The organism is Qipengyuania citrea (assembly GCF_009828015.1).
Taxonomy (GTDB): Bacteria; Pseudomonadota; Alphaproteobacteria; order Sphingomonadales; family Sphingomonadaceae; genus Qipengyuania; species Qipengyuania citrea.
Genome location: NZ_WTYG01000002.1, coordinates 245,170 through 257,662 on the forward strand (window position 1 = coordinate 245,170; position 12,493 = coordinate 257,662).

General features: G+C 65.4%; 10 protein-coding genes and 1 riboswitch. All 10 genes read right to left on the bottom strand.

The window, feature by feature from the left end:
* Positions 1 to 2 precede the first annotated feature (2 nt).
* Positions 3 to 1,337 (bottom strand): amidase family protein, encoded by a 1,335-nt coding sequence (locus GRI55_RS06735; RefSeq protein ID WP_160766620.1) that lies wholly within the window; start codon positions 1,335 to 1,337, stop codon positions 3 to 5.
* 58 nt (positions 1,338 to 1,395) lie between these two features.
* Positions 1,396 to 2,196, bottom strand: a complete 801-nt coding sequence (locus GRI55_RS06740) for a hypothetical protein (RefSeq protein WP_160766621.1) — start codon at positions 2,194 to 2,196, stop codon at positions 1,396 to 1,398.
* 49 nt (positions 2,197 to 2,245) lie between these two features.
* The gene (gene lpdA / locus GRI55_RS06745) at positions 2,246 to 3,658 is read right to left on the bottom strand and encodes a dihydrolipoyl dehydrogenase (protein WP_050599028.1); all 1,413 of its coding nucleotides are present in this window, start codon (positions 3,656 to 3,658) and stop codon (positions 2,246 to 2,248) included.
* Between the two features lie 10 nt (positions 3,659 to 3,668).
* A complete protein-coding gene (odhB, locus tag GRI55_RS06750) occupies positions 3,669 to 4,907 on the bottom strand; it encodes a 2-oxoglutarate dehydrogenase complex dihydrolipoyllysine-residue succinyltransferase (protein WP_160766622.1) in 1,239 nt (412 codons plus the stop codon).
* A 17-nt stretch (positions 4,908 to 4,924) separates the two neighbouring features.
* Positions 4,925 to 7,756, bottom strand: a complete 2,832-nt coding sequence (locus GRI55_RS06755; protein WP_160766623.1) for a 2-oxoglutarate dehydrogenase E1 component — start codon at positions 7,754 to 7,756, stop codon at positions 4,925 to 4,927.
* Between the two features lie 97 nt (positions 7,757 to 7,853).
* Positions 7,854 to 8,744 (bottom strand): succinate--CoA ligase subunit alpha, encoded by an 891-nt coding sequence (sucD, locus tag GRI55_RS06760; RefSeq protein ID WP_050599025.1) that lies wholly within the window; start codon positions 8,742 to 8,744, stop codon positions 7,854 to 7,856.
* Positions 8,745 to 9,233 (bottom strand): hypothetical protein, encoded by a 489-nt coding sequence (locus GRI55_RS06765; protein WP_160766624.1) that lies wholly within the window; start codon positions 9,231 to 9,233, stop codon positions 8,745 to 8,747.
* Positions 9,226 to 10,188 (bottom strand): malate dehydrogenase, encoded by a 963-nt coding sequence (gene mdh / locus GRI55_RS06770; protein ID WP_063512386.1) that lies wholly within the window; start codon positions 10,186 to 10,188, stop codon positions 9,226 to 9,228. The genes GRI55_RS06765 and mdh overlap by 8 nt, the downstream gene beginning before the upstream one ends.
* 317 nt (positions 10,189 to 10,505) lie before the next feature.
* Positions 10,506 to 10,853: a hypothetical protein gene (locus GRI55_RS06775; RefSeq protein ID WP_063505568.1), complete on the bottom strand. Its 348-nt coding sequence runs from the start codon at positions 10,851 to 10,853 to the stop codon at positions 10,506 to 10,508.
* A 111-nt stretch (positions 10,854 to 10,964) separates the two neighbouring features.
* On the bottom strand, positions 10,965 to 12,053 hold the full coding sequence (locus GRI55_RS06780) for a cell wall hydrolase (RefSeq protein WP_307019492.1): 1,089 nt from the start codon (positions 12,051 to 12,053) through the stop codon (positions 10,965 to 10,967).
* A 160-nt stretch (positions 12,054 to 12,213) separates the two neighbouring features.
* Positions 12,214 to 12,403, top strand: a riboswitch (cobalamin riboswitch).
* The last annotated feature ends 90 nt before the right edge of the window (positions 12,404 to 12,493 follow it).

Consider the following 12,493-nt stretch of genomic DNA (forward strand, 5'->3'; position numbering starts at 1 on the left):
CCCTAGCCGTGGAGTATCGTGCCGATCGACTCCGCCGCGGCGATGCAGTCGAGATCGGCCCACCTGCGCGAGATCACCTGCATTCCGCAAGGCAGCCCGCCGGTTTCGCCCACAGGCAGGACGGTAGAAGGCAGGTTGGGATAGGTCGCGAGCCCCGCCCAGCACAGCGTGCTGCCACCGGGCTGCGGCGTCCCGTTTATCATCACCGGGCCGTCGAACACGCGCCCTTCGCTGTGTTCGACCGCGAGGACGGGGGCGGGGGGCGCTAGCACGAAGTCGTAAACTGCGAACAGGCGGGCCCAGGCATTCTCGCTGCGCGCCTGCAGGTCGAGCATGTCGAACCAGTCGCTGGCGCTGGCCCGCTTGCCGCCGGGCCCGGGCATGCCGCGCGCCATCGCGACATTGAGCATCCGCATATATTCGGCATGCTCGGTTGCCAGATCGGGGACGAGCTCGCTTGCGCGGTCGATGGCCAAGCCCGCGCGCTCGAGCTCTGCCGCGGCCGCTTCGATGGGTGCGCGCACCGCTGCATCGGTCGGGCAGGATGGGTGGTCGAGCAGCAGCAGCGCCCGGCAGTCTTTCAGCGGCTTGCCGCTTGCCTGAAGCGGGACCGAGCGGGTCAGTTCGACCAGCAATCGCAGATCGGCCGCATTGCGCGCTAGCGGGCCAGCAATGCCCAGCGCGCCATCATGCGCATCCCTGCCGGCAAGTTGCGGGTGCACATGGCCCTGCAAGGGGACGAGGCCCCAGCTGCTCTTGTGCCCCCAGATGCCGCAGAAATGCGCGGGCACGCGGACCGACCCCCCGATGTCGGTGCCGAAGTCGCACGCGACCATGCCGCTGGCCACTGCCGCCGCCGCGCCGCCCGACGATCCGCCCGGAGAACGGCCTGCATAATGCGGGTTGTTGGTCCGGCCATAGACCGGATTGCGCGATTGCCAGTCGGCCAGGTCGGGCGGGACATTGGTCTTGCCGAGGATAACCGCGCCCGCGCCCTTTAGCAGGCTGACGACGCGGGCGTCGGCTTTCGCGATATTGTCGGCATAGGCCTGGTGCCCCCAGCAGGTGGGAAGGCCTTCGACATCGAAGCTTTCCTTGATCGTCATGGGCACACCGAACAGGGGCTGATCGGCCGCAAACCCCGTATCGGTCAGCGTGCGCGCGCGTTCGAGCGCGCGGTCGAAGTCGGTGACCACCACCGCGTTGATGTGCGCATCGAGCCGTTCGATCCGCGCAATGGCCGCTTCCACGGCCTCGTATGGGGACATCTCGCCATTGCGAATGGCGGTTGCCGTGGCGATCGCGCCGGGCTTGTCGGTAAGTGCGGGGTAACCCATGCTGTCTCCTCTTGCCCCCAATGTCGGACAAGCGGCCAGCGTGGTCAATCGCGCTGTTCTAATCCCGGCGCGTATGCCGCGCGAGCGCCAGCGCGAGCCCATATCCAAGGATCGGCGCGGCGCCGTAGCCGATCAGCACGCTGGGATAATTCGACACGAACGCCGCGAGCGAAAAGCCGAACAGCGATCCCGCCAGCGCATGGCGCGTGGATTTTGCCGCGGGCAGGGCATGCGCAATCATCAGGAAACCGGCAAGCAGTGCCATGCCGAGACCGAGTGCAGCCAGCGGCTCGCGCAGCGCCAGATCGACCAGCACGCGCTCGACGAAGGGCTGTGCGGGCAGTTCGCCGCGCAGCACCGCGCCGATGCTGGTAAGAAAGGCTATTCCCGCGACGGGCACCATGCGCCAATCCTGGCCGGCATTGTAAAGCCCCACGGCGGCCATCATCACGGCAAGCGCGGTCGCGGCATCGGGTTGGAAGCTGGCGGCGAGCAGCGCGGCCAGCAGGATCGGTGGTGCGTAATCCTCGTCTCGCGCTGCCAGCACGACCAACGCGGGCAGCGCAAGCGCCCCGGTATGCAAATTGACTGGTCCCAGAGGCAGCCATCGCGCCACTGTGCCGAGATGGGGCCCGCTGACTAGCGGGACGAATAACAGGGCGAGCAGGACCAGCGCAAGCATACGCCGCTCGCGCTCGGCAAGCCGCAACGGCAAGAACGCCGCGATCGGCACAGCTATGAGCAGGGTCAGTGCGTTGGCTAAGGGATAGGCAAGCGGTGCGCCGCCCAGCACGAGGTAGAGCAGTCCCGCAGCTACGGGAATGCCGAGCGCGAGCATGATCGCCGCGCGCCCGGCCATTCAGCGGTCCTTGCTCGTCGCAGGAAGGGCCGCGCCGTAAGTCACCCGATCAGACGTGGATGGGCTTGCCCTGGACCGCCATCGCCGCTTCCTTGATCGCTTCGGAATGCGTCGGGTGGGCATGGCAGGTATAGGCGATATCTTCGGACGTAGCGCCGAATTCCATCGCCTGCGTCGCCTGCGCGATCATCGTCCCGGCAACGCTGGCAATCGCCCAGACGCCGAGCACGCGGTCGCTTTCGGCTTCGGCGATGATCTTCACGAAGCCGTCGGGTTCGTGATTGGTCTTGGCGCGGCTGTTGGCCATCATCGGGAACTTGCCGACTTTGACCTTGGACTTGTCGCCGCCCATCTTCTCGATGGCTTCTTCCTGCGTCAGGCCGACACCGGCAAACTCGGGCCAGGTGTAAACCACGCCGGGGATCAGATCGTGGTTCACGATGCCCGTCTGCCCGGCGACATTCTCGGCGCAGGCGATGCCTTCATCCTCGGCCTTGTGCGCCAGCATCGGGCCAGGCACGACGTCGCCGATCGCCCAAACGCCGTCGACCTTGGTGCGGAAATCGTGATCGATCTCGATCTGGCCGCGCTGGTTGGTTTCCAGACCGATGTTTTCCAGCCCCAGCCCATCGGTGTTCGGGCGGCGGCCGATCGATACCAGCACGCAATCCGCCTCGAGCGTTTCCTCGTCCCCGCCAGCGGCGGGTTCGAGCGTGAGCGTGGCTTTCTTGCCCTTGACCGTGCAGCCGGTGACCTTGGTCGACAGGCGCAGTTCCATGCCCTGCTTCTTGAAGATCTTGGCTGCTTCCTTGCGAACATCGTCGTCCATGCCGGGCAGCAGCTTGTCGAGATATTCGACCACGGTCACCTGCGCGCCGAGCCTGCACCAGACCGAACCGAGTTCGAGCCCGATCACGCCGCCGCCGATGACGACCATCTTTTTCGGCACTGCGTTGAGTTCGAGCGCCCCGGTGGAATCAACCACCACCTGCTTGTCGTTATCGACCTCGACACCGGGCAGCGGGGTCACCGAGGAGCCGGTTGCGATGATGATGTTCTTCGCGGTGACCGTTTCGTCACCGACCTTGACCGTATGCGCGTCCTGGAAGGTGGCGTGGCCGTTCTTCCAGTCGACCTTGTTCTTCTTGAACAGGAAAGCGACGCCCTTGGTCAGCCCCTCGACCGCATCGCGGCGCTGCGCATGCATCTTGTCGAGATCGAGCTTGGGCGTGACCTCGATGCCCATCTCCGCCATCGTGCCGTTGCTGGCGGCGTTGAAGTATTCCGACGCGTGCAGCATCGCCTTCGACGGGATGCAGCCGACATTGAGGCAGGTCCCGCCCAGCGTGTCGCGGCTTTCGGCGCAGGCGGTCTTCAGGCCGAGCTGGGCCGCGCGGATCGCAGCGACATAGCCCCCCGGGCCAGCGCCGATGACAAGGACGTCGTAGTCGTATTCAGCCATTATTCTTTCCTCAAAGGTCGATCAGCATCCGGGTCGGATCTTCGATCGCTTCCTTGATGATCTTGAGTGCGGTGACAGCCTCGCGGCCGTCGATCAGGCGGTGGTCGTAGGACAGCGCGATATACATCATCGGGCGGATGACGATCTCGCCGTCGACCACGACCGGGCGGTCCTCGATGCGGTGCAGGCCGAGGACGGCGCTCTGCGGCGGGTTGATGATCGGCGTCGACATCAGCGATCCGAACACGCCGCCGTTGGAGATGGTGAAGGTACCGCCCTTCATGTCGTCCATCGTCAGCGTGCCTTCCTTGGCGCGCTTGCCGAAATCGGCGATGTCCTTCTCGATCCGCGCGAAACCCTTGTCCTGCGCGTCACGGATGACCGGAACGACGAGGCCGTTGGGTGCCGACACGGCGACCGAGATGTCGACATAGTCGTGATAGACGATCTCGTCGCCCTCGATATAGGCGTTGACCGAGGGAACGTCTTTCAGCGCCAGGCAGGCGGCCTTGGCGAAGAAGCCCATGAAGCCGAGCCGGATGTCGTGCTTCTTGGCGAACATGTCCTTGTACTTGCCGCGCGCCTCCATCACCGCCGACATGTCGACGTCGTTGAAGGTGGTCAGCAGCGCGGCGTTTTCCTGCGCGCCCTTCAGCCGCTTGGCGATGGTCTGGCGCATGCGCGTCATCTTGACGCGTTCCTCGCGGCGTTCGCCGCCCGTGGACGCGGGTGCCGGGGCGGAGGATGCCGGCGTGCTGCCACCGGCGCGCTTGGCGTTGGCGGCGGCGATGACGTCTTCCTTGGTCAGGCGGCCATCGCGGCCGGTGCCCTTGATCGTCGACGGGTCGACCCCGTGTTCGAGGACTGCGCGGCGCACGGCCGGCGAAAGCGTCTGCGCGGCGTCCGACGAAGCGGCGGGTGCGGGTGCGGGTGTGTCGGCGCGTTCCTGCTTGCCTTCTTCGCGCTCTTCCTGCGCACGGCCGGCCTCGGCGCCCTTGGCGGCGGGCGCGGCGCCTTCCTCGATCACCGCGATGATGGCGTCGATCTCGACCGTGTCACCGACCGCGACCTTGAATTCCTTGATCACCCCGGCGACGGGCGAGGGGGCCTCGACCGCGACCTTGTCGGTTTCGAGACTGACGATCGGCTCGTCGACGGCAACGGCATCGCCGACGTTCTTGAGCAATTCGCCGACGGTCGCTTCGGTGACCGATTCACCCAGCGTGGGAACTTTGACTTCGGTGGCCATAATCTCGCTTTCCCGAGTTACTTGCAGTCACTGCGGACGTTGGGCGCGGTGCCGTTCAGTCCGAGTGCGATGTTGACGAGGGCTTCCTGCTGCACCTGGTGGCGGCTGGCGTAACCCGTGGCGGGCGAGGCAGCGACTTCGCGTCCCGCATAGCACGGGCGCATGCCCGACTTGCCGGCGGCTTCGGCCGCTTCCTCGATCAGGCGATCGACGAAGAACCATGCACCGTTGTTCTTCGGTTCTTCCTGGCACCAGACGATCTGTTCCAGATTGGTCATCCGGCTCAGACGCTTTGCCAGCGGTTCGCCCGGGAAGGGGTAAAGCTGCTCGATCCGCACGATCGAGACGTCTTCGAGCTCGGTCTCGTCGCGGCGCTGCAGCAGGTCATAGGCGACCTTGCCGCTGCACAGGACGAGGCGCTTCACCTTCTCGTCGGGAATTGTCTTCGTGTCGGACTTGATCCGCATGAAGTGGTGATCGCCCATGAACTCCGCCGCGTCCGACTTGGCCATCGGATGGCGCAGCAGGCTCTTCGGCGTCATGATTACCAGCGGCTTGCGGAAGCTGCGCAGCATCTGGCGGCGCAGCACATGGAAATAATTGGCGGGCGTGGTGATGTTGCAGACCTGGATGTTGTCGTTCGCGCACAGCTGCAGGAAGCGCTCGAGGCGCGCCGAACTGTGTTCGGGACCCTGTCCCTCGTAGCCATGCGGCAACAGCAGGACGAGCCCGTTTGCGCGGAGCCACTTGGCTTCACCGGCGGCGATGAACTGGTCGATCATGATCTGCGCGCCATTGGCGAAATCGCCGAACTGCGCTTCCCACATCACCAGGCTCTTCGGATCCGCCATCGCAAACCCGTATTCGAAGCCAAGCACGCCGTATTCGGACAGCGGGCTGTCATAAACCTCGAACTTGCCGTGCGGCAGCGTGGTCAGCGGGATGTATTTGTGCTCGTCCTTCTGGTCGACCCAGACGGCGTGACGCTGGCTGAACGTCCCGCGCCCCGAATCCTGGCCCGACAGGCGCACGCCGAAGCCTTCGGTGACGAGGCTGCCGAAGGCAAGCGCTTCGGCGGTGGCCCAGTCGAACCCTTCGCCGCTGGAGAACATGTCTTCCTTGGCCTTGAGCACGCGGCCCAGTGTCTTGTGGATCGTCAGGTCGTCGGGGGTCGTGGTCAGTGTCCGGCCGAGGCTGTCGAACAGCTTCTTCTCGATCGCGGTTTCGACGTTCCGGCGGGCGGTTTCCGGATCGGCGGGCTTGTTCATGCCCGACCACCGGCCACCGAACCAGTCGGCCTGGTCCGGCTTGTAATCCTTGGCTTCCTTGAATTCCTTTTCGAGGTGATCGGTGAATTCGGCGATCAGCCCGTCGGCGAAGCCCTTTTCGATCACGCCTTCTTCCTCGAGCCGGGCGGAATAGATCGCGCTGACCTTCGGGTGCTGGCGGATCTCGTCATACATCAGCGGCTGGGTGAACTTGGGCTCATCGCCCTCGTTATGGCCGAAGCGGCGATAGCACCACATGTCGATCACGATGTCGCGGCCGAAGGTCTGGCGGTATTCGACGGCCAGCTTGCACGCGAAGGTGACCGCTTCGGGATCATCGCCATTGACGTGCAGGATCGGCGCTTGGACGCCCTTCGCCACGTCGCTGGGATAGGGCGAGGAGCGCGCGAACTGCGGGCTGGTGGTGAAGCCGATCTGGTTGTTAATGACGAAGTGCAGGCAGCCGCCGGTGTTGTAGCCGCGCACGCCCGAGAAGCCGAGGCATTCCCAGACGATGCCCTGGCCGGCAAAGGCCGCATCGCCGTGCAGCAGCACGGGCAGGACCTGTTCGTGCTGCTTGAGATCGTCGCGGATCGCCTGCTGCGCACGGCTCTTGCCGAGCACCACCGGGTTGACCGCCTCGAGGTGGCTGGGGTTGGGAACCAGCGACATGTGCACGTTGATACCGTCGAATTCGCGGTCGGTGCTGGTGCCGAGGTGGTATTTCACATCGCCCGAACCACCGACGTCGTCGGGATTGGCGCTGCCGCCCGAGAATTCGTGGAAGATCACCTTGTACGGCTTGCCCATGACGTTGGCGAGCACGTTCAGGCGGCCGCGGTGGGCCATGCCGTAGATGATCTCGCGCACGCCCAGCTGGCCGCCATACTTGATGACCGCCTCGAGCGCGGGAATCATCGACTCGCCGCCATCGAGGCCGAAGCGCTTGGTGCCGACGTATTTCTTGCCGAGGAAGGCTTCGTACTGTTCGCCGCGGATCACTGCGGCGAGGATCGCCTTCTTGCCTTCGGGGGTGAACTGGATCGTGTCTTCGGGGGTCTCGAACTTGTCCTGCAGGAAACGGCGTTCTTCCGTATCCGTGATGTGCATGTATTCGAGGCCGACATTGCCGCAATAGGTTGCGCGCAGCGCGTCATAAAGCTCGCTGACCTTGACCCATTCGAAGCCGAACACGCCGCCGACATAGACCTCGCGGCCTTCCTGTCCGTCGAAACCGTGCCATTCGAGCGTCAGGTCCTCGGGCACCTCGCGATGCGACAGGCCCAGCGGATCGAGATTGGCGGCCAGATGGCCGCGCACGCGATAGAGCCGGATGAGCAGCATGGCGCGGATCGAATCGTCCGCCGCCTGCTCGATCGCCTTGGGGTCGAGCGTCTTGCCCGCCTTCTGCGCCGCCTGCGCAACCGCCGCACGCATCTGCGTGGGGTCGAGCGCGGCGGTCAGATCCGCCCCGCTGTCGACCACTTCGGCGAGCCATTTGGGGTTGCCCCAGCTCGGGCCCGGCTGCGGGCCTTCCTGGTCGCCCATTTCGGGAAGGAAATCGTGGCTTTCGTTACCCATCCGGGTCACCTTTCGCGCGCCGACCTGCTGTCGGCTCTCTATGGCAATGCCTCAGCGGCGCGGACGGTCCCGGGGAGGAGGGGGTCCGCGCCGAATGTCAGGCGTGTTCCTTCAACAGTGCGTCGAGCGTGGTGCCGAGTTCGCTCGGGCTCGGCGAGACGCGGATGCCCGCATCTTCCATGGCCGCGATCTTGTCGTCGGCGCCGCCCTGGCCGCCCGAGACGATGGCGCCCGCGTGACCCATGCGGCGGCCCGGAGGCGCCGTGCGGCCGGCGATGAAACCGACCATCGGCTTCTTGCGGCCCTTGGCGGCTTCCTGCTTGATGAATTCGGCGGCTTCTTCCTCGGCGCTGCCGCCGATTTCGCCGATCATGATGATCGATTCGGTTTCCTCGTCGTCGAGGAAGAGATCGAGCACGTCGATGAAATTGGTGCCATTGACCGGATCGCCGCCGATGCCGACTGCGGTGGTCTGGCCGAGGCCGACCTGCGTCGTCTGGTGGACGGCTTCATAGGTCAGCGTGCCCGAGCGCGACACCACGCCGACGCTGCCCTTCTTGAAGATGCTGCCGGGCATGATGCCGATCTTGCATTCGCCCGGGGTCAGGACGCCGGGGCAGTTCGGGCCGATGAGGCGCGACTTCGAGCCCTGCAGTGCGCGCTTGACGCGAACCATGTCGAGTACGGGAATACCTTCGGTGATCGCGATGATCAGCTCGATCTCGGCGTCGATCGCCTCGAGGATCGAATCCGCGGCGAACGGCGGCGGGACGTAGATGCACGAAGCGGTCGCACCGGTTTCGGCCTTGGCTTCGGAAACGGTGTTGTAAACGGGGAGGCCGATATGCTCGCTGCCGCCCTTGCCGGGGGTCACGCCCGCGACCATCTGCGTGCCATAGGCGAGCGCCTGCTCGGTGTGGAACGTGCCGGTATCACCGGTCATGCCCTGCGTGATGACCTTGGTGTCTTTGTTTACGAGGATGGACATTCACTTGTTCTCCGTTCGGGTTCCCACGACCAGTCGCATGGCCGGGGCTTCACGTGATCCTGTGGGGGCGATCTGAACAATGCGCCCTTGGGCACCGAACAGGATTTCGCCGTTTTCGTTCGCGTCTGGAAGCTTGCCTCCAAAGGCAGCCTTGAATTCGTTGTAGGTGTCGAAGCTCTCGATACGGGCATTGACCACGCAGAAGCCATCACTGCTGAGATTGCTCAGAATGATGATCGGGGCGCGTTCGCTGTGGCCGTAGATGATGGGGCCATCTTCGATCGTGCTGCCATCGCCGTCGCGCATCGTTGCGCGTGCCCAGCCGAGCTCTTCGAGAGACGATGCGGAAATCGAACCGCTGTCGGTTGCCGCGAAGCAATCCTTGTAGCTTTGCAAAATGTCCGGGAGCGCAGCCTCGCGAAGCTGCGCCGACGCCGGCGCAGCAAGCAAAGCCGCACTACCCAGAAAGATCAAAGCACGCTTAAGCAAGGCTGCTATCCAGCCCCTTGCAGGCTTCGAGCAGTTCCTCGACCGCGTCGGTCGAGACCTTGAGGTTGGCCTTTTCCTCGTCGCTGAGTTCGATCTCGATCACCTCTTCGGTGCCGCCCGCGCCGATCATCGTCGGTACGCCCACATACAGCCCGTCAAGGCCGTACTTGCCTTCGACATAGCTGGCGCAGGGCAGGATGCGCTTGGTGTCGCCGAGATAGGCTTCGGCCATCGCGATCGCGCTGGTGGCGGGGGCGTAATAGGCCGAGCCGTTGCCGAGCAGGCCGACAATCTCGCCGCCGCCCTTGCGGGTGCGGTCGACGATTTCGTCGATGCGGCTTGCCGACACGCCCTTGATCTTGGCGAAGTCGTTGACCGGGATGCCGTTGATCGTGGTGTAGCTGGTGACCGGAACCATGGTGTCGCCATGGCCGCCGAGCACGAAGGCGTTCACATCCTTCACCGACACGTCGAATTCCCAGGCGAGGAAGGTGGCGAAGCGTGCGCTGTCGAGCACGCCGGCCATGCCGACGACCTTGTTGTGCGGCAGTCCGCTGAATTCGCGCAGCGCCCAGACCATCGCGTCGAGCGGGTTGGTGATGCAGATCACGAATGCGTCGGGGCAGTTGTTCTTGATGCCTTCGCCGACCGCCTTCATCACCTTGAGGTTGATGCCGAGCAGATCGTCGCGGCTCATGCCGGGCTTGCGCGGCACGCCCGCGGTGACGATCACCACGTCGGCACCGGCGATGTCGGCATAGTCGTTGGTGCCGGTGATCTTGGCGTCAAAGCCTTCGACCGGGCCGCACTGGCTGAGGTCGAGCGCCTTGCCCTGCGGCATGCCTTCGGCGATGTCGAACAGGACGATGTCGCCCATTTCCTTCTTCGCCGCGAGGTGGGCGAGCGTTCCGCCGATCATGCCGGCGCCGATGAGGGCGATCTTCTTGCGTGCCATGGAATTGAGGGTCCTTGTTCCTGCCGTGCGGGACAGTAATGATACCCGGACCGATGAGCGGGCCGTGCTTCACGTGTCCCGCAAAGGAGGCACAGCACCCGGTCGATTGCGAATGCGCCCTAGGCCCGTGCCCGAGCGATTGCAACCGCCAATCCCATGCGGCACAAAACTATGTTTGCAAATAGTTATCAATTGCAATAAGCGCGCGTGCGCGTCGTGATACCATGGCCGGGCGCGGGGCAGTTTGCCGGTGGTCCTGGTTCCTCGCAAAGCGCGCGGCAAGCCGATGCACGATGGCGTTCAGCGAGCGCGCGAAGTCAGCCGATCAGCGCGGTTTCCGGCATCACCCGGCTTTCGAGTTGCCGCGCGAGGCGCGCGTCGAGCGTGCGGCAGATGCCCAGCCACCAGCGATAGCTGTCCTCGTCACCGGCACGGAATGCCTCTTCGGCCATGTCGCGCGCGGTTTCCGCCGCCTTGAGGCCATGCGCGCCGAAATGGCGCAGCGCCGCGCGCATTGCGCGGTCTAGCCCGGCTACCGGTGGCTGCGACGACGATCCCGCGGCCCCGCCATTGTCGTTCGCTGCCCTGCCATGTGCCTTCCTCGCCAATGCGCGCGCGATCGGCGAATGGGCGGTGGAGCGGGCGGCAGCGAAATGGAGGGGCATGCCTGGAACCTCGTGTAGCGACTGGGGGACGTTCTCCCTAGCGCAGCGCGCGCTAAACTTCGGTTCCGTGACATGGTTGGGGAGATGTAAAGGCCCCCCTGTGCCAATCCCTTAGGGTTGCTGCCCGGGCTGCGAAATCCAGCGTCCCGAATTGGCGTATTCCTCGCGCACGGTGCCCGATTGCGGCAGCTTGCCCGCGTCCCGCGGCGTATCGGCGGCCGCGGTTGCGCTGGCTGCCGGGGCGGCGGCCTCGAAGCCGGTCCGGGCCGTGGCAGCACTCGAGACGGGGCCGCTGTCCAGTTCGCGAACATCGGCGCGGCGGACGGTGGGTGCTGCCAGCGGTTCGCTGCCCGCATAGGCGTCGGTGAAGGCGCCTGCGGTCCCGGCGCCGCCCTTCCAGCGGTAGAAGCGATGCGCCCCGATCGTGCGGATATAGTCGAGGCTCGCCGCCCAATAGGGGTTCACGTAATTGGTGTGGTAATGCGTCGCCAGCCCGATCGGCCGGTAGACCTCGCCCGTCAGTGCAGCCAGTGCGACCGACTGCGCAACCGCCCAGCCGCGCCGCGCCGGCGTGCGCCTGAGCGATCCGTCGCAGGTGAAGCTGAACTGGCACCCGGTCGTGCGTTCGGACCCCTGGAACACGACACCGCAGACGCTTGCCGGATAGGCCGGATGCGCCACCCGGTTGAGCACCACCTGCGCCACCGCCTGCTGCCCGCCGTAGCTCTCGCTCGCCGCCTCGTAATAGACCGCCATCGACAGGCATTGCAGCGCGCGCGCCTTGTCGACCCCGCTGCCCGCCTGGCGGAAGGCCTCGGCTGCGGCGCCCGCGCCGTGGCTTTCGGCAAACTCGACCGTTTCCAGCGCGCCTTCGTCTTCGCGCAGCTCCGCATAGTCCGCCGCCAGGCGCGGTGCGTCCTCGAGATAGTAGAAAGCGGAACCGGGAAAGCTTTCCCCCGGCGTCTCGAACGGCATGGCGGTGAGGCCAGCCTGTTCGTCCGCGTTCCCCATGGCGCCGGCGAAATCCCACCATTCGCCCTGCGCTGCAAAGGTCGGCAGGGCGATCGCGGCTGCCAGCAACCCGCCGCGCGCCGCGATCTTGCGGCGCTGGCGCCGGCGCGCCTCGTGGCGCAGCGCACGCGGCGAGGGCGCGCGCCGGGCGCGCCGCTGATCCCTCGCTGCTGGTGTCCTCTGGCTCACGTTCGGTCCTGTTCTGCGCCGCAGCAATATAGCGCACCCGCGCCATTCTGACAGGTGCACGGGCGGGGCATCCCGCGGCGGGACGCCGGTCTCGCGCCATGCTTAACAGATATTTGCTTAACGAAGAGCGTCTCTTGTGCATTGCAAAAACCCGCGTTAAGCGCCTCGGCGAGTCACGGGTTGGCCTGTTCGCGCAGGCCCGAAGAGGGAAGGAGGTGCAAACCCTCCGCTGCCCCCGCAACTGTGACCGGGGAGCGATCCCGCCACATGCCACTGGGCCCTGGCCCGGGAAGGCGGCGGGAAAGCGTCGATCCGGGAGCCAGGAGACCTGCCCATGACTGTCGTTCGGCCGCGGGCGGGGTGTATCGTAGGCAAACGTGGAAGGAGCAATACTGCTCCCTCCCGTCATGGACGGCATTTCGTCTGTGATAGGAGGTTAC

Excerpts from the sequence above, each read along its gene's own strand:
- GRI55_RS06735 (WP_160766620.1), bottom strand. The coding sequence starts at position 1,337 with ATGGGTTACCCCGCACTTACCGACAAGCCCGGCGCGATCGCCACGGCA.
- GRI55_RS06740 (WP_160766621.1), bottom strand. The coding sequence starts at position 2,196 with ATGGCCGGGCGCGCGGCGATCATGCTCGCGCTCGGCATTCCCGTAGCT.
- lpdA (WP_050599028.1), bottom strand. The coding sequence starts at position 3,658 with ATGGCTGAATACGACTACGACGTCCTTGTCATCGGCGCTGGCCCGGGG.
- odhB (WP_160766622.1), bottom strand. The coding sequence starts at position 4,907 with ATGGCCACCGAAGTCAAAGTTCCCACGCTGGGTGAATCGGTCACCGAA.
- GRI55_RS06755 (WP_160766623.1), bottom strand. The coding sequence starts at position 7,756 with ATGGGTAACGAAAGCCACGATTTCCTTCCCGAAATGGGCGACCAGGAA.
- sucD (WP_050599025.1), bottom strand. The coding sequence starts at position 8,744 with ATGTCCATCCTCGTAAACAAAGACACCAAGGTCATCACGCAGGGCATG.
- mdh (WP_063512386.1), bottom strand. The coding sequence starts at position 10,188 with ATGGCACGCAAGAAGATCGCCCTCATCGGCGCCGGCATGATCGGCGGA.
- GRI55_RS06775 (WP_063505568.1), bottom strand. The coding sequence starts at position 10,853 with ATGCCCCTCCATTTCGCTGCCGCCCGCTCCACCGCCCATTCGCCGATC.